Annotated in this window: 17 protein-coding genes and 2 pseudogenes; 11 read left to right on the top strand and 8 right to left on the bottom strand. The window is 73.5% G+C overall.

What is annotated here, in order from left to right; translation table 11 throughout:
* Nucleotides 1-182: 182 nt before the first annotated feature.
* Genes ACZ6MA_RS31925 through ACZ6MA_RS31915 form a run of 3 tightly spaced genes read left to right on the top strand, consistent with a single transcriptional unit; the run spans nucleotide 183 to nucleotide 3,119 of the window.
* Nucleotides 183-1,244 carry an ABC transporter substrate-binding protein gene (locus ACZ6MA_RS31925; protein WP_469438174.1) on the top strand — a complete coding sequence of 354 codons (1,062 nt, stop codon included), beginning with the start codon at nucleotides 183-185 and terminating at the stop codon, nucleotides 1,242-1,244.
* Complete coding sequence (locus ACZ6MA_RS31920) at nucleotides 1,245-2,327, top strand: FecCD family ABC transporter permease (RefSeq protein WP_469438173.1); 1,083 nt, start codon at nucleotides 1,245-1,247, stop codon at nucleotides 2,325-2,327.
* A 12-nt stretch (nucleotides 2,328-2,339) separates the two neighbouring features.
* Nucleotides 2,340-3,119, top strand: a complete 780-nt coding sequence (locus ACZ6MA_RS31915) for an ABC transporter ATP-binding protein (RefSeq protein ID WP_469438171.1) — start codon at nucleotides 2,340-2,342, stop codon at nucleotides 3,117-3,119.
* Between the two features lie 77 nt (nucleotides 3,120-3,196).
* On the opposite strand, the gene ACZ6MA_RS31910 is transcribed toward ACZ6MA_RS31915, so the two are convergent.
* Nucleotides 3,197-4,123 (bottom strand): L-tyrosine/L-tryptophan isonitrile synthase family protein, encoded by a 927-nt coding sequence (locus tag ACZ6MA_RS31910; protein ID WP_469438169.1) that lies wholly within the window; start codon nucleotides 4,121-4,123, stop codon nucleotides 3,197-3,199.
* A gap of 8 nt (nucleotides 4,124-4,131) precedes the next feature.
* The gene (locus ACZ6MA_RS31905) at nucleotides 4,132-5,379 is read right to left on the bottom strand and encodes a cytochrome P450 family protein (RefSeq protein ID WP_469438167.1); all 1,248 of its coding nucleotides are present in this window, start codon (nucleotides 5,377-5,379) and stop codon (nucleotides 4,132-4,134) included.
* Between the two features lie 239 nt (nucleotides 5,380-5,618).
* Between ACZ6MA_RS31905 and ACZ6MA_RS31900 the strand changes: the two genes are divergently transcribed.
* From ACZ6MA_RS31900 to ACZ6MA_RS31890, 3 genes and pseudogenes are all read left to right on the top strand, one after another.
* Nucleotides 5,619-5,870: a hypothetical protein gene (locus tag ACZ6MA_RS31900; protein ID WP_469438166.1), complete on the top strand. Its 252-nt coding sequence runs from the start codon at nucleotides 5,619-5,621 to the stop codon at nucleotides 5,868-5,870.
* Nucleotides 5,867-8,266: pseudogene (locus ACZ6MA_RS31895) on the top strand (heavy metal translocating P-type ATPase); the annotation flags it as partial. The gene ACZ6MA_RS31900 and the pseudogene ACZ6MA_RS31895, both read left to right, overlap by 4 nt.
* Nucleotides 8,267-8,709: 443 nt before the next feature.
* Nucleotides 8,710-9,216, top strand: a complete 507-nt coding sequence (locus ACZ6MA_RS31890; protein ID WP_469438164.1) for a copper chaperone PCu(A)C — start codon at nucleotides 8,710-8,712, stop codon at nucleotides 9,214-9,216.
* Nucleotides 9,217-9,316: 100 nt separating this feature from the next.
* On the opposite strand, the gene ACZ6MA_RS31885 is transcribed toward ACZ6MA_RS31890, so the two are convergent.
* Nucleotides 9,317-9,910: a sigma-70 family RNA polymerase sigma factor gene (locus tag ACZ6MA_RS31885; protein ID WP_469438162.1), complete on the bottom strand. Its 594-nt coding sequence runs from the start codon at nucleotides 9,908-9,910 to the stop codon at nucleotides 9,317-9,319.
* Nucleotides 9,911-10,010: 100 nt separating this feature from the next.
* On the opposite strand from ACZ6MA_RS31885, the gene ACZ6MA_RS31880 reads away from it, so the two are divergent.
* Nucleotides 10,011-10,148, top strand: a complete 138-nt coding sequence (locus ACZ6MA_RS31880) for a zf-HC2 domain-containing protein (protein WP_469438160.1) — start codon at nucleotides 10,011-10,013, stop codon at nucleotides 10,146-10,148.
* Between the two features lie 183 nt (nucleotides 10,149-10,331).
* Here the strand turns inward: ACZ6MA_RS31880 and ACZ6MA_RS31875 are convergent, their stop codons facing one another.
* Together ACZ6MA_RS31875 and ACZ6MA_RS31870 are read right to left on the bottom strand one after the other, a co-directional pair.
* Nucleotides 10,332-11,051 (bottom strand): hypothetical protein, encoded by a 720-nt coding sequence (locus ACZ6MA_RS31875; RefSeq protein ID WP_469438159.1) that lies wholly within the window; start codon nucleotides 11,049-11,051, stop codon nucleotides 10,332-10,334.
* Between the two features lie 287 nt (nucleotides 11,052-11,338).
* Nucleotides 11,339-11,581: a holin gene (locus tag ACZ6MA_RS31870; protein ID WP_469438157.1), complete on the bottom strand. Its 243-nt coding sequence runs from the start codon at nucleotides 11,579-11,581 to the stop codon at nucleotides 11,339-11,341.
* Between the two features lie 296 nt (nucleotides 11,582-11,877).
* Between ACZ6MA_RS31870 and ACZ6MA_RS31865 the strand changes: the two genes are divergently transcribed.
* Together ACZ6MA_RS31865 and exaC are read left to right on the top strand one after the other, a co-directional pair.
* Nucleotides 11,878-13,161: a GAF domain-containing protein gene (locus ACZ6MA_RS31865; RefSeq protein WP_469438156.1), complete on the top strand. Its 1,284-nt coding sequence runs from the start codon at nucleotides 11,878-11,880 to the stop codon at nucleotides 13,159-13,161.
* 58 nt (nucleotides 13,162-13,219) lie between these two features.
* Nucleotides 13,220-14,743: an acetaldehyde dehydrogenase ExaC gene (gene exaC / locus ACZ6MA_RS31860; protein ID WP_469438154.1), complete on the top strand. Its 1,524-nt coding sequence runs from the start codon at nucleotides 13,220-13,222 to the stop codon at nucleotides 14,741-14,743.
* A gap of 513 nt (nucleotides 14,744-15,256) precedes the next feature.
* Here exaC and ACZ6MA_RS31855 read toward each other — a convergent pair.
* Entirely contained in the window at nucleotides 15,257-15,904 is a 648-nt protein-coding gene (locus ACZ6MA_RS31855) for a TetR/AcrR family transcriptional regulator (RefSeq protein ID WP_469438152.1), read from the bottom strand.
* A 99-nt stretch (nucleotides 15,905-16,003) separates the two neighbouring features.
* Here ACZ6MA_RS31855 and ACZ6MA_RS31850 point away from each other — a divergent pair, with 99 nt between their 5' ends.
* Entirely contained in the window at nucleotides 16,004-16,459 is a 456-nt protein-coding gene (locus ACZ6MA_RS31850; RefSeq protein WP_469438150.1) for a VOC family protein, read from the top strand.
* A 1,343-nt stretch (nucleotides 16,460-17,802) separates the two neighbouring features.
* On the opposite strand, the gene ACZ6MA_RS31845 is transcribed toward ACZ6MA_RS31850, so the two are convergent.
* Nucleotides 17,803-18,447 (bottom strand): dihydrofolate reductase family protein, encoded by a 645-nt coding sequence (locus tag ACZ6MA_RS31845; RefSeq protein WP_469438148.1) that lies wholly within the window; start codon nucleotides 18,445-18,447, stop codon nucleotides 17,803-17,805.
* 214 nt (nucleotides 18,448-18,661) lie between these two features.
* Nucleotides 18,662-19,054: a hypothetical protein gene (locus ACZ6MA_RS31840; RefSeq protein WP_469438146.1), complete on the bottom strand. Its 393-nt coding sequence runs from the start codon at nucleotides 19,052-19,054 to the stop codon at nucleotides 18,662-18,664.
* On the opposite strand from ACZ6MA_RS31840, the pseudogene ACZ6MA_RS31835 reads away from it, so the two are divergent.
* Nucleotides 19,020-19,430 (top strand): annotated as a pseudogene (locus tag ACZ6MA_RS31835) (Tn3 family transposase); the annotation flags it as partial. The gene ACZ6MA_RS31840 and the pseudogene ACZ6MA_RS31835 overlap by 35 nt on opposite strands.
* Nucleotides 19,431-19,523: the final 93 nt, after the last annotated feature.

Genomic DNA, 19,523 nt, shown 5'->3' with positions numbered 1-19,523 from the left:
CCGCGGCCCCCGGTGGCTTTCCCGCAGCGTATGACGGGCGCGCGGCGCGGGACGGGCTTCTTCGCGACACGCGGGAACCGGGCGGGCACCCGGGCCGACTACCTGGACCGGGCCCGCACCGGCGTGGCCCCGCGCGCGGGTTCGCGCGTGTCGTTGGTACGTCGAGTTCCTGGAGTTTTCTGATGCGCCCTCGTGCGTGGTGCGGTGTGCTGGCCGCGGTGGCCCTGTCGGCGACGGCTTGCGGCGGCGGTGGGTCGAAGGGGGCCGATGAGTCGGGTGCCGCCTCCGCCGCCAAGGGCGGTTTCCCCGTGAGCGTCTCCGACTGCGCCGGGACGAAGACGACCTTCGACGCGGCACCCCGGCGGATCGTCACCAGCAACGCCGCCGCCCTGGAACTGTTGATGTGGCTGGGCGCGGGCGACAAGGTGGCCGGGACGGGCTTCCCGCCGGGCAAGGGCACGGTGCCCCCGCAGTTCGCGGATCGCACCGAGAAGGTGCCGGTGCTGGGCAGGAAGGTGATCCCGAAGGAGAAGCTGCTGGCATCGGGCGCCGACCTGTACGTCGACTCCTTCTCCTCGATGAAGAACATGGGCGGGATGGGCATGGCGCCCACGGCCGAGGAGTTCAAGAGCGCCGGGATCCGCCACGTCTATCTGAAGTCGACGGCGTGCGCGTCGATGGGCAAGGCCGCGCGGACGGACCTGTCGGGGGTGGAGGCCGACATCGAGGAGCTGGGCAAGGTGACCGGCACCTCGGCGCGCGCCGCCGAGCTGGTCGCCGGCATGCGGAAGAAGACGGACGCGGTACGGGACGCGCTGAAGGACGTGCCCGAGGCGAAGCGGCCCTCGTACTTCTTCTTCGACTACGACGCCGGCACCAAGCAGCCGATGGCGGTGTGCAACCGGCAGGTCGCCCACGCGGTGATCACCATGGCCGGGGCGCGGAACGTCTTCGCCGACTGCGCCGGTGACTTCAAGCCGGTGGACTGGGAGAGCGTCGTCGCCAAGAACCCCGATTGGATCCAGCTCGGCGTCCGCGACCGCGGCAGCGAGGAGGCGAACCGCAAGGGCTTCGACGAGGCCGCGGACTTCCTGCGCACCTTCCCGGCGACCAAGGACCTGAAGGCCGTGAAGGAGGGGCACTTCCTGCGCATCGGCTCCGAGCGGACCACGATCGGCGGGGTGCGCAGCGCGGACACCGTGCGGGAGATCGCCCACACCGTCCACCCGGACCGGGTGAAGTAGATGACGGCGACCGCCGCGATCGGGGAGGAAGCGGAAGCGCCCGTACGGGAGCGGGAGCACGGCGCGGCGGCGGCCCGCTGGGCCTGCCTGGTGCTGGCCCCCGCCCTGCTGCTCGCGCTGACCGCGTCCGTGTGCCTGGGGTCGTCGCCGGTGCCGCTCGGCGAGGTGTGGTCCGCGGTGGCCCGCGGGGTGGGCGGCGGGGAGCCGGTGCCCGGTACCCGGGATCTGATTGTGTGGCAGCTGCGGGTGCCGCGCGCCCTGCTGGCCGCGGTGGTGGGCGCGGGCCTGGGCCTGGTCGGCACGGCCGTCCAGGCCCTGGTCCGTAATCCGCTCGCCGACCCGTATCTGCTGGGCGTCTCCAGCGGGGCCTCGCTGGGCGCGGTCGCGGCGATCGTGCTGGGGGCCGGCGCGGGCGGGCTGCTGGGGCTGGGGTTGTCGTCGGCGGCGTTCGCCGGGGCGCTCGCCTCGTTCGCGCTGGTGTGGGCGATGGCCCGGCGCGGGGGCGGGTTCTCGCCGCTGCGGCTGGTGCTGGCGGGGGTGGGCATCGGACAGTTCCTGTCCGGCTTCACCCACTACCTGGTGTTGCAGGCGGGGGACGACCAGCAGACGCACGGTGTGCTGTTCTGGCTGATGGGCTCCCTCGGCGGCGCCCAGTGGAGCGGGCTCGCCCTGCCCGCGGCGGCGGTGCTGCTCGGTCTGGTGGCGCTGCTCGCACGGGCCCGGGCGCTCAACGCACTGCTGATGGGGGACGAGACCGCCGCCAGTCTGGGGGTGGAGGTGACCCGGCTGCGGCGTGAGCTGTTCGTGGTCACCAGCGTGCTCACGGGCGTGCTGGTGTCGGTGTCGGGGGCGATCGGCTTCGTCGGGCTGATGGTGCCGCACGCGTGCCGGATGGTGGTGGGCGGCGACCACCGCCGGCTGCTGCCGGTGGCCGCGCTGTTCGGTGCGGTGCTCCTGGTCGTCGTCGACCTCGTGGCCCGTACCGCCCTGCCCGACCAGGAACTGCCCGTGGGGGTGGTCACCGCGCTGATCGGGGCGCCCACTTTGCTGTATCTGCTGGACCGGCGCCTCGAGAAGGCATGAGGGAGGACGACCATGAGGATCGCCATCGAGGACCTGGAGGTGGCGTTGTCCGGGCGGACCGTCGTCTCGGGGGTACGGCTCGTCGCCGGGGACGGTGAGATCGCGGGGCTCGTCGGGCCGAACGGCAGCGGCAAGTCGACCGTGCTGCGCACCGTCTACCGGCATCTGCGGCCGCACGCCGGCCGGGTGCTGCTGGACGGGACCGACATCCGGTCGCTGTCGGCCGTGCGGTCGGCCCGGCAGGTGGCGGCGCTGCCGCAGGAGCGGGGCAGCGACTTCGAGCTGTCGGTCCGGGAGATCGTCGCGATGGGCCGCACCCCCTACAAGCGGGCGTTCGCGGGCGAGGACCGCACCGACACCGAGAAGGTGACGGCGGCGCTGGCGCGGGTGGGGATGGCCGGCGCCGGGCGGCGGCGGTTCTCGGCGCTGTCCGGTGGCGAGCGCCAGCGGGTGCTGCTGGCGCGGGCGCTCGCCCAGGACCCGCGGGTGCTGGTGCTGGACGAGCCGACGAACCACCTGGACGTACGTCACCAGGTGGAGCTGCTGGCCCTGCTGCGCGCCCAGCGCCGTACGACACTGGTGGCACTGCACGATCTCAACGCGGCGGCGTCGGTGTGCGACCGGCTGCACGTCCTGCACGACGGGGCGGTGGTGGCCTCGGGCACCCCGCGCGAGGTCCTGACGCCGGAGCTGCTGGCGGAGGTGTTCGGCGTCCGGGCGGCCGTGGTCGAGCACCCGCTGACCGGCGACCCCCTCATCGCCTTCGACCACCGGGCGCCCGCCGGCGTGTGAACGCCCCGGGGCCGGCGGGCTTGATGTGGCTGGGCTCAGCCACATCAGGCCCGTCCGGCGATTGCGGACACCGCGCGTCAGCGGGGCACTTCGTAGTGGCTCGGCCGCCCGTCCCGCAGGACCAGCCGCCCCAGCCGTTCCGCGTCCGCGCGGTGCGTCAGCCGCGCCCCGCCCCCGGCCTCACGCAGCACCGTCGTGTGCCACGGGGTGGCCCACGCGTCGGCGGCGTCCAGCAGCCGGATGCCGAACTTCGCGGCGCCCGGTCGCTGCGGGTGGATGGACAGCCGCACGGACCGGGGGTGGTGGTCCGCGATGAGGTCGCCCCAGGCGCGGCTGCGGGCGATGACGCCGTACGCCCGGGTCCGGCAGGCGCGTTGCAGCGCGGACCGGGTGCCGGTGAAGCCCGCGGTGTCCTCGACGAGGAAACGGGTGATGCCGCGGTAGAGACGGGCGGTCTCCTCGTCGGTACGGACCTGGGCGCGCAACGTCTCCAGGGCGGGCGCGTAGGCGTCGGTGACGAGGGCGCGCTTGGTGTCGTAGTCCAGCTCCCCGTGCACCTGGCGCAGGTCGAAGGTGTCGAGGTGGCTCAGCCGCTCCCGGCGGATGAGGGCGCGCAGTTCGTCCCCGTAGGCGTCGATGTGCGCGTCGGGGACGTTGATGAGGTCGCCGAAGATATGGCCGTCGGAGCAGATGAGCATGCGCGCGCCCGGCGCGTACACCTCGCCGATGCGGGCGCACAGCCGGTCCAGGAAGCGCAGGGAGAGCCGTTCGCCCTCGTCGGGGAGGTGGCCGAGGACCTTGGCGGGGTTCGGGGACTTGCACGGGAAGCCGGGCAGGGTGAACAGGACCGGCTCGTCGGCCTCGGTGAACCGACGTATCTGGTCCAGCTGTCGAGGGTGCGCGGCGGGGTCCGGGGGGCCCGGCTCCGTCGTGCGGTGGTAGGGCAGGAGGAGTTCCAGGACGCGGGTCTCGACCGGGGTCCGGGTCAGGGTGCTGTTCGGCATGGGTCGCGTCATCCCCGGGGGCGGGGGCACACGGGCCGGTCGAAGGCGACGGGCAGTTCGCTCACGCCCCGGCCGAGGACGGCGGGGATCCAGGCGAGGTCCTCGTCGGGGACGGCGAGGCGCAGGCCCGGCAGCCGGTGTATCAGGGTGGCCAGGGCGATCTGGAGTTCGATGCGGGCGAGGGCCGCGCCGGGGCAGAAGTGGATGCCGTGGCCGAAGGCCAGGTGCGGGCCCTGGGCGCGGTCGAGGTCGAGGGTGTCGGGGTCGGGGAACCGTTCGGGGTCGCGGTTGGCGGCGCACAGGGAGACGATCACGGAGTCGCCGGCGGGAACGCGGGTGCCGTGCAGATCGGCGTCCTCGGCCAGGAACCGCCAGGTGGTCAGCTCGAAGGCGCTGTCGAGGCGCAGCAGCTCCTCGACGGCTTGCGGCATCAGCTCCGGTTCGGCGCGCAGCCGTTCCAGTGCCCGGGGGTGACGGGTCAGGGCCACCAGGGCGGTGGTGATCTGGTTGGTGACCGGCTCCTGTCCGGCGACCAGCAGCTGGAAGACCATGGAGTCCAGCTCCTCCGGCGTGAGTTCGCCCTCGTCGCGGGCGGCGACCAGCCGGCCGAGGAGGTCCTCCCCGGGCTCGGCGCGCTTGTGCGCGACGACCTCGGCGATATAGCCCTGCAGGCCGCGCAGCAGCGCCTCGTATGCGGGGCGGCCGGGGTCCTGAGGCCCGACGGGTGCCACGACCTTGCCCCATTCGCGCCGGAAGCGGCCGGCGAGGTGCGGGGGCAGTCCGATGACCTCGGCGAGGACCTGGAAGGGGAACCGGGCGGCGAAGCAGCGGACGAGGTCCACGGTGTCGGTGCCGGCGGGCATCGCGTCGACGAGCGCGTCCGCCATCTCCTGGAAGCGGGGCCGCAGTTCCTCGACGCGGCGCGGGGCGAAGGCGTCGGTCACATAGCGGCGCATGGTGGTGTGCTTCGGCGGGTCCTGGTGCAGCAGATGCACCTGGAGCCGGGAGTGCTGCGGCTCGGGCATGATCGAGGCGCGTTCGCGCCAGCGGTCGTTGCCCAGGGCGTGGTTCTTGCCGAGCCGGGTATCGGCGAGGGTCCGCTGCGCGGCGGCGTGCCCGGTGACGAGCCAGGCGGTGACCCCGCTCGGGAAGAGCACCCGGTGGATGGGCCCCTCGGCCCGCATCCGCTCGTAGAGCGGGTAGGGGTCGCGCTTGTACGCGGGTCCGTAGAGGGGGAACGGGTCGGGCAGCGGCACGGGGTCTCTCCTCGCGAAGTCGTGGACCCCCAGGAAGTCGTACGGCGCGGCGGGTGAGTTCCCGCGTCTTCACACCCGTGCGGGAGCGGGGTTCCAGGCGGCCATTACCGGGGCGCGGGATCCTTGGGTAGTCGGTTGCCGGAGGCCGCTGGTTCCCGGGTGCGAAAGGGATAATCCTCACGCGCCGGGGGCGGCCCGCACGGGGCCGGACGCGGCGCCCGACGTGTCACGATGCCGCGATGACAGCACGTCACCTCCTCAGTCCGTACGGAACCCTGATCGGTTTCGTCCTGCTGCTGGCCGCCCTCTTCGGTGTCGCGTACGCGACCGGGACGGCGGCCGGCCCCGTGGCCCCCGGCATGCACCGCACCGGCGGCGATCCGGGCACCTCCGGGGGCTCCGGTGGTGGTTCGGGCGGCGGCTCGGGCCGCTCCGGCGGCATGGGCGGCATGCACGACATGGGTGCTCCGGCAGTGCGGGTGGTCCGATGAGCGGGGCGGCCCGGGAGCCCGGGGCCGTCACCGGGCCCGCGCCGGTCGCTGACGCGACCACCGAGCTGATCGTCGGCGGGATGACCTGCGCGGCGTGCGTGGGGCGGGTGGAGAAGAAGCTCGGCCGGCTGGACGGGGTGAGCGCGAGCGTCAACCTCGCCACCGGCAAGGCCCGCGTCGCGCACCCGGCGGCGGTGACACCCGCGGAACTCGTGGCGGTGGTGGAGGGTCTGGGCTTCACCGCCCGGCTGCCGGAGCCGCCCGCCGCGCGGGAGAACGCGTCGGCGGGGACGGCCCCGGAGGCGGACGACGCGGCTCGGGCGGCGGCGTCCGCCCGCACCCGGCTGCTGGTCACGGCGCTGCTGTCGGTTCCGGTGCTGGTGCTGTCGATGGCGCCGGCGCTGCAGTTCCGCAACTGGCAGTGGCTGTGCTTCGCGCTGGCGACCCCGGTCGCGGTGTGGGGCGCGTGGCCGTTCCACGAGAAGGCGCTGCGCGGGCTGCGGCACGCCGCCGCCACCATGGACACGCTGGTCTCCCTCGGGGTGCTCGCCTCGTACTCGTGGTCGACGTACGCGCTGTTCCTCGGCGGTGCCGGGGAGCCGGGGATGCGGATGCCGTTCACCCTGCTGCCCTCGGGCACGGGGATGGGCGGCACGGCGGACGTGTATCTGGAGGCGGTGGTCGCCGTGCCGCTGTTCGTCCTGGCCGGCCGCACGCTGGAGGCCCGGGCGCGACGCGGCACGGGGTCCGCGTTGCGGGCCCTCGCGGCGCTCGCGGCGAAGGACGTCGTCGTCCGCGAGGCCGACGGCGCCGAGCGGCGGGTGCCGATCGCGGAGCTGCGGGTCGGTGACCGCTTCGTCGTCCGGCCCGGTGAGCGCGTCGCGACCGACGGAGTGGTCGTGGCGGGCGCCTCGGCGTTGGATCTGTCGCTCATCACGGGCGAGAGCGCACCGGTCGAGGCGGGGCCCGGCACCGCCGTGGTGGGGGGTGCCGTCAATTCCGGCGGGCTGCTGGAGGTGCGGGCCACGGCGGTCGGCGCGGACACGCGACTGGCCCGGATCTCCCGGCTGGTGGAGGACGCGCAGGCGGGCAAGGCCCGGGTGCAGCGGCTGGCCGACGCGGTCGCCGGTGTGTTCGTCCCGGCGGTCCTGGCCGTCGCCGTCACCGTCCTCGGCTTCTGGCTCGGCGCGGGTGCCGATCCGCAGGCGGCGGTCACGTCGGCGGTGGCCGTGCTCGTGGTGGCCTGTCCCTGCGCGCTGGGGCTCGCGACCCCGACCGCTCTGCTGGCCGCCACGGGCCGGGGCGCCGGTCTCGGCGTTCTCGTCAGCGGGCCGCGAGCGCTGGAGGGGCTGCGCCGCGTGGACACCGTCGTCCTGGACAAGACGGGCACGCTCACCACGGGTTCGATGGCGGTGACCGAGGTGACGGCCCGCGTCGGTGGCCTCGGTGCCGAGGCGGCGGTCCGGCTCGCGGGGGCGGTGGAGGGTGGCTCGGAGCATCCGGTGGGCCGCGCGGTCCACGCGTACGCGCTGCGGGCCACGGCCGGTGGACCGGCCGTGGCGCTCCCGCCCGTGGAGGGGTTCACCGCCACGGCGGGGGTGGGCGTGGCGGGCCGCGTGGCGGGCCACCGGGTGGAGGTGGTCCGGCCGGACTCGGCGCCGGCGAGGAAGCGAGGGGCGAAGGGCGGGTCGCGTGCCGGTTCGTCGGAGGGCGGTCTGCCGGACGTCCTGGCGTCGGCCGTGCGCGCCGCCGAGAAGGACGGCCGGACCGTCGTGCTGGTACGGGTGAACGGCACGGCCGAAGCGGTGATCGCCCTCGGGGACACCGTGCGGCCCGGCAGCTATCGGGCGGTCGACCACCTCAAGCGGCTGGGGCTGCGGCCCGTGCTGGCCACGGGTGACAGCGCGGCCGCCGCGCGGGCCGTCGCGGACGAGCTGGGCATCACCGAGGTGCATGCCCGGGCCACTCCCGAGGACAAGGCCGGGCTCGTCCGCTCGTTGCGGGCCCGGGGCCACCGGGTCGCCGTCATCGGGGACGGGGTCAACGACACGGCGGCGCTGGCCGGCGCGGATCTCGGCATCGCGATGGGCAGCGGCACCGACGCGGCCATCGGGGCGGCCGATGTGACGCTCGTGCGCGAGGACATGGGCGCGCTGGCGGACGCGGTCCGGCTGGCCCGGCGCACGTCGGTGACCGTACGGGCCAATCTCGTCTGGGCCTTCGGCTACAACCTCGTCACGGTGCCGCTCGCGGTCGTCGGGCTGCTGAGCCCCATGGTCGCGGCGGCGGCGATGTCGGTGAGTTCACTGCTGGTGGTGGGCAACAGCCTGCGGCTGCGCGGCTGGCAGCCGTCACCGGCACGGCCGGGCCGGACGGGCGGACGAGCGGGCGGACGGACGGCCGCGGTGGCGCGGCGGCGCGTGGGGGCGGACGACGCGGGAGGCCCGGCCGCCGTCACACCCGGCGACGATAACGGTGACCGTCACGCCACCGGCGACACGGATGCGGACGACGCCCGGCGCGCAGGCACCGGCACGGACCGACCGTCCACCGGCGCGGACGGCGCCCGGCACACCGGCACAGGCACCGGCACAGGCACCGGCACCGGCACCGGCACCGGCACGGACCTGCCGTCCACCGGCGCGGGACACCCGGCCGCCGCCGCACACGGCAACGCCGGCAGTGGCCGCCACGCCACCGGCGACACCGGTACCGACAGCGCCCGGCACACCGGCACGGGCACCGGCACGGGCCCCGGCACCGGCACCGACCTGCCGTCCGCCGGCGCGGACCGTACGGACGGATCCGCCACCGCTACGCATGCACGAGGTGACAGGTGATGAAGGCCCCTTCCCCCCTCCTCCCCCGCCTCGCCGGGTCCGCGCTCACGGCGCTCGTGCCTGTCATCGCCTGCGCGGTGACCCTCGCGGGGCTGGTCGCGTGGACCGCGTCCGGCGAGGCGGGACGGCCCGCGGGCGTGACCGTCGAGGAGGGGCGCATGCTGCTTCCCTTCGGCGCCGACGACACCGCGGTGTTCTTCCGGGTGCGCAACGACGGTGACCGGGACGACGAGCTGATCGGCGTCGAGGCCCCGACGGCGGGCGGCCGGGCGATGCTGAGCCGGACCGTCGTCAGGAACGGCGCGGGCTCCATGGGCATGACCGGGTCCGCGACCGTGCCCGCCCGGGGAAAGCTGGAAATGTCCCCGCACGGCCTGGACGTCATGGTCGGCGCACCGCCGCGCGGGCTGCGCGTCGGCGACCGGGTCCCGTTCGTCCTGCGGTTCCGCGAGAGCGGCACCGTTCGGACCCAGGCCGTGGTCGTCCGCCCGGGGACGGGGAGCTGAGCGGGACCGGCCGCGCGGGCCGCGGGCCGCTGGGGTGGCACCCCGGCGGTCCGCGGCCCGCGCGGTGTCGTGGACGCGGCGCGCCGGGCGCCGCGGGCCGCTACCCGGCGAGCGCCGGGACGGGCGCGGCCGGTGCGCGCGCCGCGTCCCGCTCGGCCGTCTCCAGCTGGGCGATCAGTGCCTCGCGGGCCCGTGCCACGCGGGAGCGCACCGTGCCGACCGGGCAGCCGGCCACGGCCGCGGCCTCGGCGTACGGCAGCCCCAGCAACTGGGTCAGGACGAACGCCTCGCGCCGCTCGTACGGCAGCCGGTCGAGGAGCTGGGAGAGCACCACCCCCTCGTCGAAGCCGGGCAGTTCCGCGGACTGGGTGCGCTCGGCGGCGCCCTGCCAGTCGTCGGTGTCCGACAGCCGGGGGCGGGCCGCGTTGAAGCGGAGCCGGTCCACGACCGTACGGCGGGCGATGGACAGCAGCCAGGTGCGGGCCGAGGAGCGGCCCTCGAAGCGCGGCAGGCCGCGCAGGGCACGCAGATACGTCTCCTGGACGAGGTCGTCCGCGCCCTGCGGGTCGTTGCTCAGCCGGGCGACGTACCGTCGGACGTCGCTCTGGGTGGCGCGGATGAAGCGCTCCACCGCGTCGGAATCACCGCCGCGCGCGGCCAGCGCCCACGCGGTCACCGTCTCGTCGTCACGCACCGCGGCCCCCCGGGCGGGGGGTGGTGCGCCGGGTGGCGGTGCCGCCGGGGACGATGGCGGGGTGCATTGCGTTGATTTTCGTACCGCTGTATCCGCCCGGGTGGACGGTGAGGAGCTGCCTCCGGGCATCTTCGACGCCACGCTCGACTCGCATCTGCTGGGGTGTGCCGAGTGCTGCCGCTGGGACGAGCGGGCGCGTCGGCTCAAGCTGCTGACGGCGGCCTTCGACCTCGGTTGAGGCGGTCGTCGAGGCGGCCGGGGCAACGGCACGCGCCGGGCCGGCCGAAGGGGGAACGTGCCGTCGTGGCACGTCCGGTGTGCGGGCAGGGGTCATCGCCCTGGGTCCTTCCTGGGGATCCGGGCGCCCGACGGCTGCGCGTCGGCGGGCCCGGTGACGTGGGTTCGGCCTGAGGTGTCGCCGTCAGCCGACGGCGACACCGGCCGGTGGACCACGTGTGACCAGGACATGGGCGTACAGCAGCTGCCGCAGGCGCTGCGCGGCGCGCGTCCGGTCGGCGCGGACGCGCGGCGGCCGGGAGCGGGGCGGTACGTCGAGGAAGAGGACGAGGAGCGGCGCGAAGAGCCGGGCGCCGAGGGTGCGGCCGAGCCGGAACGCGGCCTGCTCACCGCCGGACAGCCAGATGCCGCAGATGACGGCGACGAGGACGTGCGCGGACCACATGCCGAGGGCACCGTGGCCGGTGTGCATGGCCATCTGGTCCATGGAACCGCCCATGGAGTGCCCCACGGGCGCGGGCATGGGCATCGAGTGACCGCCCATGGGCATCGACGCCCCGGATCCCGGCGCCCCGGACCCCGGCATGCCGGTCATGCCGCCGCCCGCGCGGGCGGCCGCTTCGAGGGCGGCGTTGCGCGCGACGTTCTGGGCGAGCGTGAAGAACTCGTGCAGTCCCGTCTGCGCGCCCACGGTGGCGAGCGTGATCAGCGCCGGACCGCGTTCGCGGCCCGCCAGGAACCACGCGCCGCTGCCCGTACCGCACAGCGCGACGGCCACCGCCCACCAGGGAACGTGCGTGCCGGACATGACCGCGTGCCCCAGGGCAGCGAGCAGCACACAGACCGCTGCGAACACGGCGGCTCGCAGCGTCCGCGGTACCTGTCCGGACTGCCCTGCACTCATGACGTGCACATCGTTGCACCCGTCGCGCGCGGGACGACGGCGGGGGGCGTCATGACGCCCGGGGAGCCGCCCGCCCGGGCGCACGGCTCCGCCCCGTACCGTCCGCCCGGCGGTACGGGGCGGTGGGCCGCCGGCTCGGGGGGTGTGACCGGCGGCCCCGTCCCGTCGCTCCATTGGGACTCGCAGCAACGAGTCAAGCGGGTGCGGGCCGGGCGCGGGAGCGTGTGCGAGGGGTGGGCGCGGGTGCGTCACGCACACCCCGTGTGAACGGCCGGGTTCCGCCGTCGTCAGCGTCTGCCGGAGGCCCCGCCACCACCGGCCGGCAGCCAGGCGGCGCTGGTTCTGTCACCGAGGCGGGCCCCGATGGCCCCCTTGATCACGGAGAGGGCCGCGGGTATCGAGGCGATGGCGGCGGCCTTGAGCGCGGAGATGTCCGTGAGGTCGAAACCGTCGGCCAGGAGGAGGCCGAGGAAGGTGGTCACGTAGGCGGCGAGGGTGCGTTCGGCGATGTCGGCGACTAATTTGCGCATGGGTGTAACTCCCGCTTCAGGTGGGGGTGCTCGAATTTCCGGGGGTGGTTCGGGAGTGCCGCCGGGGCGTGTTCTCTGGGGGGTGCCCGGGGGGGCTCCGGGAGGTGAGGCGCGTGTACCTCCTGGGCTTGTTCTCGCCGTTTCTGGCCGCCGGGAAACCGGATGGGGCGCGTTACGGCGGTAGGGTCGGCGCCGGCCTCCGGACGGCGAGGGGACGCGAGGGGACGGCGACGGCTTCCGGACGGCGACGACGGTGACGGCTTCCGGACGGCCGGGGCGGGGCGGGAGGGGTCCACGTGGTCAACCCATGGCTGGCGTTGGTGTCGGGTGCGGATCCCGCCGAGCGGTGTGCCGCCGTCGGGACCGCCCACGAGGGCTTCACGGCCGGGGGCGCGCTGAGCGGCCACGTCCGCCGGGTGGTCGCCGACTCCTGGCGGCGCTCCGCCGCGGCGCTGCCCGGCCCGGAGTTCGTCGCCCCGGTCGAGCTGGCCGACGCCGAGCTGGCGGGCTACCGCGAGGCGCATCCGCTGGCGCTCGTGCTGCCGCTCGTCCGTGAGCTGCTCGGTTCGATCGCCGACGACGGACGGCATCTGCTCGCGGTGTGCGACGCGTCGGGCCGGATGCTGTGGGTGGAGGGGCACCGGGGCGTCCGGACCCGGGCCGAGGCCATGAACTTCGTCCCCGGTGCCCGCTGGGACGAGCGGCACGCGGGCACGAACGCACCGGGCACGGCCCTCGCCCTGGATCACGCGGTACAGATCTTCGCCACCGAGCACTACAACCGTCTCGTCCAGCCGTGGACCTGTGCCGCCGCGCCCGTGCACGACCCGCGCACCGGGCGGCTGCTCGGGGCGATCGACATCACCGGCGGCGACCACCTGGCCGCCCCGCACAGCCTGGCGCTGGTCCAGGCGACGGCACGGGCCGCCGAGGCGCAGCTGACGACGCGGTCGCCCGCCCCCGGGCTCGCCCTGTCGGCACTGGGCCGGGACGAGGCCGTGCTGACGGCGGACGGGCGACGCATACGACTGGGCCGGCGGCACAGCGAGATCCTGGTCCTGCTGGCCGCGCACCCCGGCGGCCTGACGGGCGATCAGTTGTCGGTGGCACTGTACGGCGAGCGCGCCGTGCCCGCGGTGACGCCGCGGGCGGAGCTGTCACGGCTGCGGCGGCTGGTGGGCCCGCTGCTCGCGTCCCGCCCGTACCGCCTGTGCGGGCCGGTGGAGACGGACGCCGCGCGGGTGGAACGGGAACTGGCGGCGGGTGACCTGCGCGGGGCCGTACGCGCCTATGACGGCCCCCTGCTGCCGTCGTCGGAGGCGCCGGGGATCCGCCGGCTGCGCCGGCTGCTGGAGGACCGGCTGCGGCGCGCGGTCCTGGGCGGCGGGGACGCGACCGCGCTCCGGCTGTGGGCCGACAGCCCGTGGGGCGAGGAGGACTTGGAGGTGTGGGAGCGGCTGCTGGCCGCGATGCCGAGGAGCGCGCCGCAGCGGGGTGCGGTGGCGGCACGGGCACGCCGCCTGCGTGAGGCGTACGCGCCCGGCGCGGAAGCAACGTTCGGGCAACCTTCCCGCCGCTAGCGTCCCTCCGACCGCCGCCCGCGTCGGGAGCGGGCGGCAGCACACCGGAAGGCAGCCCATGACCCGCTACGCCGACCCCGGCTCCCCCGAGGCGGTCGTCTCCTACCGCCCCCGCTACGACCACTGGATCGGTGGCGAGTACGTCCCGCCCAAGCAGGGCCGGTACTTCGAGAACCCGACCCCGGTGAACGGGCAGCCGTTCACGGAGATCGCGCGCGGCACGGCGGAGGACGTCGAACGGGCACTGGACGCGGCCCACGCGGCCGCCCCCGCCTGGGGCCGCACCTCCCCCGCCGAGCGCGCCCTCCTGCTGAACCGCATAGCCGACCGGATGGAGGACAACCTCGAACTCCTCGCGGTCGCGGAGTCCTGGGAGAACGGCAAGCCGGTCAGCGAGGCCCTCGCCGCCGACATCCCGCTCGCCGTCGACCACTTCCGCTACTTCGCCGGCGCGATCCGCGCCCAGGAGGGCGGCCTCTCCCAGATCGACGAGGACACCGTCGCCTACCACTTCCACGAGCCGCTCGGCGTGGTCGCCCAGATCATCCCCTGGAACTTCCCCCTCCTGATGGCCGCGTGGAAACTGGCGCCGGCCCTGGCCACGGGCAACGCCGTCGTCCTGAAACCGGCGGAACAGACCCCGGCGTCGATCCACGTCTGGCTGGACCTGGTGGCCGACCTGCTGCCACCGGGCGTGGTGAACATCGTCAACGGCTTCGGCGTCGAAGCCGGCAAGCCGCTCGCCTCCAGCCCCCGCGTCGCGAAGATCTCCTTCACCGGCGAGACGACGACGGGCCGCCTGATCATGCAGTACGCGTCGGAGAACATCATCCCGGTGACGCTGGAACTGGGCGGCAAGAGCCCGAACATCTTCTTCGACGACGTCTCGGCCGCCGACGACGACTTCCTCGACAAGGCCCTCGAAGGCTTCACGATGTTCGCCCTCAACCAGGGCGAGGTCTGCACCTGCCCCTCCCGCGCCCTGATCCAGCGAGGCCACTACGCCGCCTTCCTGGAAGCGGCCACGGCCCGCACGGAACGGATCCTCCCGGGCCACCCGCTGGACACCGACACGATGATCGGCGCCCAGGCCTCCAACGACCAGTTGGAGAAGATCCTCTCCTACCTGGACATCGGCAGGCAGGAAGGCGCCCGCATCCGCACCGGCGGCGCCCGCGCCGACCTCGGCGGCGAACTCGCGGGCGGCTACTACGTCCAGCCCACCATCTTCGAGGGCGACAACCACATGCGGGTCTTCCAGGAGGAGATCTTCGGCCCGGTGGTGGCGGTGGCCCCCTTCACCGACTTCGACGACGCGATCGCCACGGCCAACGACACCCTCTACGGCCTGGGCGCCGGCGTCTGGACCCGCGACGGCACCACGGCCTACCGAGCGGGCCGCGCCATCCAGGCCGGCCGCGTCTGGACCAACTGCTACCACGCCTACCCGGCGCACGCCGCCTTCGGCGGCTACAAGCAGTCGGGGATCGGACGGGAGAACCATCGGCTGATGCTGGATCACTATCAGCAGACGAAGAATCTGCTGGTGAGCTACTCGCCGAAGAAGCTCGGCTTCTTCTAGAGGAGTGAAGCCCGGTGCCGGGACCCGTAGATCCGGAAGGCGAGATCCTGGACTCCGGCCAGCCGCTCTCCGGAGTACCCCGGACCTCCGTTCAACGGAGGCCGGGGTACTCCCTGGTCCAGCGAGGTAGTACGAGCCGAGACCTGCCGGTGGCCTGCGCGTACCTGACCCCGCAGCCATCGTCCCCCTGGTGAATCCTCCTTCGTCACGCACATCTCAGAGCCGGACACAGCCCACGCCGGCGTGGGTCACCAACCCGTCAACACAGCCCCGCATATCAACGGTGCCGCTGCGAGGAATACGACTTTCCCCCTGAGCAATGGGCTGTCGTCAGGCGCGGCGAAGCGGGCGAACGCGTAAGCCGCAGCGAGGGCCATGGGGAAGAGCGCAGGGGCACTCTTCGACCGACATTCCGTCCACACCGTCGTGCGATGGCCCCGAGCGGCGGACGTGGGTTCACCGGACTGAGCACACGAGCCCACCTCCTGGGCGGCACCCGCAGCGCCGACCGGGCTATCTGTTGGGCAGCAGGCCGGGATCGGTGCACAGCCCGCGCAGGCGCAGCAGGAGCGAAGTGCGGGCGTGGGTGAAGACCGCTTGGCGGTCCAGGAGCCGGGAGCGGGTGACGGCGGCCTGGCCGAGTGCGTCGAATTCGTAGGCGAGCAGGTCGGGTGCGGTGTCCTGGCGCAGTTCGCCTGCCCGGACCGCATCCTGGATGAGGGAGACCAACAAGGCCTCCCATTCCTGGAGTTGGGTGCGCAGACTGTCCTGGACCGGGCCCGGCCGGTCGTCGAATTCGGTCTGTGCGGCGACGAAGAAGCAGCCGCCGGGGAGCGCGCGCCTGGCGTAGAAGTCCAGCCTTTGTTCGTGCAGTGCCCACAGCGCGCGCACCCCGCCGCGCCCGTCGAGGGCGGGGCGCACCACGTGCTCGGCCCATTGCCCGCGGGCGCGGTCGATCACCGCCAGCTGGAGGGTCTCCTTGTCGGGCCAGTGGGTGAACAGCCCGGATTTGCTCACTCCCAGCCGGTCGGCGAGGTGCCCCAGCGTCAGCCCGTCCAGTCCATCGGTGGAGGCCAGCTCGACGGCGGCGTCGAGCGCGGCCGCTCTGCTGCGTTCGCCGCGCAGTCGGCGGCCGTCGACGCTCCGATGGGTGACCTTCATGTATCACAGCGTAACAAAGAAAGTCCGATCGGTCGGACGTATTGTTGAGGGGAGCGGGGTTTTCGTACCGCCCCGCCGACCGCGAGAAGGGAGAGAACGATGCCTGTCGTAGTCCCCGACTACCACCTCGGCGTAGTCGTTACCGACCTGGACCGGGCCATGGCCGAACTGACCGACCTGCTCGGCGTGCGCTGGCTGTCACCGGTCCGCAGCGGGAACCAGATCACCGACGGCCGGCCCACCGGTGACGGCCCGATGATGACGTTCTCCACACAGGGACCGCCCTACCTCGAACTCCTGGAACTGGTCCCCGGCAGCATCTGGTCCACGCCAGGGCTGCACCACGTCGGCTACTGGGCCGCGGACGCACCGGCGGAGTCCGCCCGGCTGACCGAGGCCGGGTCCCCGCTGGAGGCCGCGGCGGTCGTCCTGGCTGGCGACACCGAACCGGGAGTCTTCTACCACCGCACCACGGACGGCCTGCTGCTGGAACTGGTCGAAATGGGCCGAGGCGGACCGGCCCTGGCCCACTACCTCAGCGGGGCGGGTGGATAGCGCGGTTCACAGCTCGTCCTCCTCCTTCGCCCGGGGCGCGGGGCTGCTGTCACAGCCCTGCCCCGGCTCCGGAGCCATGCGGCCTCGGGAAGGCTCGCCTTGCCGCTGGTGCTGAGGCATCGGTTCATCCGCCACCAGCCCCAGGGTGAGGATGCCGAAGTAGGCCGTGGGTATGCCGTTCCGGCATCCCTCGCCGCGTTGACGTGCGGCCGGGATCAGTAGCTGGGCGTGCTCGCGAAGCCGGCGCAGGCGCTCGGCGGTGTCCTCGGGGCTCGGGAGGCCCCGGCAGTGAGGATCTCGCGCCCTCGCACCAGCCGCCCTCCATGCCCCCACTACGTGGCACAGGCGCACTGCCCACCTCCTCCGGGCATTCACCACCCGCCTGCACACGCTCGCGCCCGACGAAGCACTCAGGGGTGGGGGCGTCTGTAAGCCCCCGCCATAGTGCGGGGTGTTCGCCGCCTTTTAGTGGATGGCGGCATCAACGGGCCAGGCGGTTAGCTCTCCGGAGCAGGCTCCGCGCCGTGTGGCGGTGAGGCGTGCACTGCGTGAAGGCCCGCCCTTCGCGACAGGACTTCAACTCCCGAGCGATGGCGTGCCGGACCCCGGCTATCTGGCGAGTAAGGAAACACGCGTGAACAGCAAGGCCCCCCGGATATCCATCACCATGGCCATGGCTGTAGCCATCACGAGCACGCTCCTGCTGACTGGGGCCCCGGTTTTCGCCGGCACAGGAGCGAACTCTCCGGGGGACCGGATCCGCCGGCGCCCGGGTGGGATTCACCCTGCCCGGCGCGGGAACGGCATCCGCGCAGGCCACCGCCCACGGCACCGTGGTCTACCCCCAGCCGGCCGGGTCCGTCGACCGGGGTGTCACGCTTCTGATCATCGCCGTGGCCGCCGCCTGCTCGAATCCACCGGACGGCCCGTCACCTTCACCCCGCTCGACGCCCCGCACACCATGCACGAACCGATGGCCCAGCAGTACGCCGACATCATCACCAAGTGGATCCACACCCTGCCCTGACCGGGGCAACGCTTCACCGTGCCGGGCCCGCCGGCTCGACGTAGGCATCCCAACGCCGAGTGCCCATGCCTCAGCCCCGGAAGGACCCCGGGAACACCGTCGAACAGCAACCGCTGAAGGTGACCGGCCCACAGACGCGCGCGAATCGCGACGGCTGGTGAGGAGCGGGCCTCTTGGCGTCTCCTGCCGGCAGTCGGATAGTTCTCCGGGTGCGTGGGTCCGCGGGCGGAACCGAGTTGCGGGGTGCCCTCACTACAGAGGTGAGGACACCCCGCAGGCGCCGGTGCGGAGCCCGTGTCGGTCGGCTGGTCCGGTCTCACTTCCGCCAGAACAGGTGGTGCGTCACGCCGCTCGGGCTGGGCACGACGTCCTGGTGGAACCGGTCGAGCAGCTCGTCGGGGGACTCCCACAGCCGGGCCCCGGAGCCGAGCTTCGTCGGCGCGACCGCCACATGCAAGGTGTCGAGGAGGTCGGCCTCGAGGAACTGCCGGATGACCGTGGCCCCACCGCCAAGCCGGACGTCCCGCCCCCGAGCTGCCTCCTTCGCCTGGGCGAGCACCGCGGCCGGGTCGCCGCCGACGAAGTGGAACGTGGTGTCGGAGAGCGTGAACGACGGGCGCCTGTGGTGCGTCATGACGAACACCGGCGTGTGGAACGGGGGATTGTCACCCCACCATCCCTGCCACTCGTGGTCCTGCCAGGGCCCGCGCTGCGGCCCGAACTTGTTGCGGCCCATGATCTCGGCGCCGATGTTGCGGGAGTAGTCCCGCGTGAAGTAGTCGTCCAGACCTCGGCTGCCGGGTTCGGAGCGGCTGATGGGCGGGTGGTCGGTGGCAAAGGCCCAGGCGAGCAAGCTCCCCGGATCGGCATGGCCGAACGGCTTCTCGAGGCTCTGGCCCTCCCCCGCGCCGAACCCGTCGCTCGAGACGGTGAAGTTCTGGACCCGCAGCAATTGGCTCATATCGCTCCTCCTGCTTCGCACTTTCTGATCACCTGACGAACCCCGAAGACCGGCCGGGCCGGGAAACTCATCGTCGCATCGTGCAGTTCCCATCGAACTCCCGCAACCGCACGCAGGGCGACGTCTCCCCCTGTGCCGACACTGCCCGACCACGGTCTCCAGCCGAAGCAGCGACCCGCGAAATACGGACTGGTCGCCAGACCGAACGCGCGCCTCAGTCCGGCGGCGGCGCCGCTCCTGGCAGTTCTCGTGTGAAGGCGAGCCACTGCTCGATGGTCCGCACCGCGACGCTGGAGCGGTCGGTGGACATCCGCAGCCACACCTCTTCACCGCCAGGCATGAGCGCCACCTCGAGGTGCGGCTCGTCCCACGAGCCCAGCTCGTACATCCACTCGACGCCGTCGGGCCAGGTGCGCAGCGCCGCCGTGCGCACGCTCAGCGCCGTGGTGAAGGCGTCCAGTGCCGCCTTCGGGATCCGCGCCTCCGCCGGCTCCGGACCCTGTGGGAGGCTTGCGGCGAGCGCGGGGTGGCGGGCGACGCTGCGGCCGGGAAGCCGCTCGTCTTCGGCAACTGTCCTGCTCGCCCTGGTCGACCCGGTAGACGGCACCTACCGGCGGCTGATGAACCGGCAGCTCACCGTGCAGGACGCTCGCCACCGCCTCGCCCGCGCGATCTGCCACGGCGGCCGTGGCCAGATCCGCCAGGCGTACCCCGAGGGCCAGGAGGACCAGCTCGCCGCCCTGGACCTGGTCCTCAACGCCGTCGTCCTGTGGAACACCCGCTACCTGAACGCCGCCGACACTCAGCTCCGCGCCGAGGGCCACGGCCTCAAGGACGAGGACGTCGCCCGGCTCTCCCCGCTCAAGGACCGGCACATCAACTTCCTGGGCCGCTACCTGTTCGACATCACCGCCAGCGGCCCGGCCAGGGCCTGCGTACCTTCCGCGCCCCAGACGCCCGAGGACGGTGACGAGGAGGTGTAACCCGGGTCGGTTCGAACCGGTGCCCATTCACGCTATGAGCAGGCGGAGGCCGAGGTCTGCCGCGTCGAGGCCGGTGAGGTCGCTGTTGCGCTC

It is taken from the genome of Streptomyces sp. NPDC042259 (genome assembly GCF_055582085.1).
The sequence above is the reverse complement of the archived record's forward strand: the minus strand, read 5'-3'. Positions and strand labels throughout refer to the sequence as shown.

Excerpts from the sequence above, each read along its gene's own strand:
- ACZ6MA_RS31925 (WP_469438174.1), top strand. The coding sequence starts at position 183 with ATGCGCCCTCGTGCGTGGTGCGGTGTGCTGGCCGCGGTGGCCCTGTCG.
- ACZ6MA_RS31920 (WP_469438173.1), top strand. The coding sequence starts at position 1,245 with ATGACGGCGACCGCCGCGATCGGGGAGGAAGCGGAAGCGCCCGTACGG.
- ACZ6MA_RS31915 (WP_469438171.1), top strand. The coding sequence starts at position 2,340 with ATGAGGATCGCCATCGAGGACCTGGAGGTGGCGTTGTCCGGGCGGACC.
- ACZ6MA_RS31910 (WP_469438169.1), bottom strand. The coding sequence starts at position 4,123 with ATGCCGAACAGCACCCTGACCCGGACCCCGGTCGAGACCCGCGTCCTG.
- ACZ6MA_RS31900 (WP_469438166.1), top strand. The coding sequence starts at position 5,619 with ATGACAGCACGTCACCTCCTCAGTCCGTACGGAACCCTGATCGGTTTC.
- ACZ6MA_RS31890 (WP_469438164.1), top strand. The coding sequence starts at position 8,710 with ATGAAGGCCCCTTCCCCCCTCCTCCCCCGCCTCGCCGGGTCCGCGCTC.
- ACZ6MA_RS31875 (WP_469438159.1), bottom strand. The coding sequence starts at position 11,051 with ATGAGTGCAGGGCAGTCCGGACAGGTACCGCGGACGCTGCGAGCCGCC.
- ACZ6MA_RS31870 (WP_469438157.1), bottom strand. The coding sequence starts at position 11,581 with ATGCGCAAATTAGTCGCCGACATCGCCGAACGCACCCTCGCCGCCTAC.
- exaC (WP_469438154.1), top strand. The coding sequence starts at position 13,220 with ATGACCCGCTACGCCGACCCCGGCTCCCCCGAGGCGGTCGTCTCCTAC.
- ACZ6MA_RS31855 (WP_469438152.1), bottom strand. The coding sequence starts at position 15,904 with ATGAAGGTCACCCATCGGAGCGTCGACGGCCGCCGACTGCGCGGCGAA.
- ACZ6MA_RS31850 (WP_469438150.1), top strand. The coding sequence starts at position 16,004 with ATGCCTGTCGTAGTCCCCGACTACCACCTCGGCGTAGTCGTTACCGAC.
- ACZ6MA_RS31845 (WP_469438148.1), bottom strand. The coding sequence starts at position 18,447 with ATGAGCCAATTGCTGCGGGTCCAGAACTTCACCGTCTCGAGCGACGGG.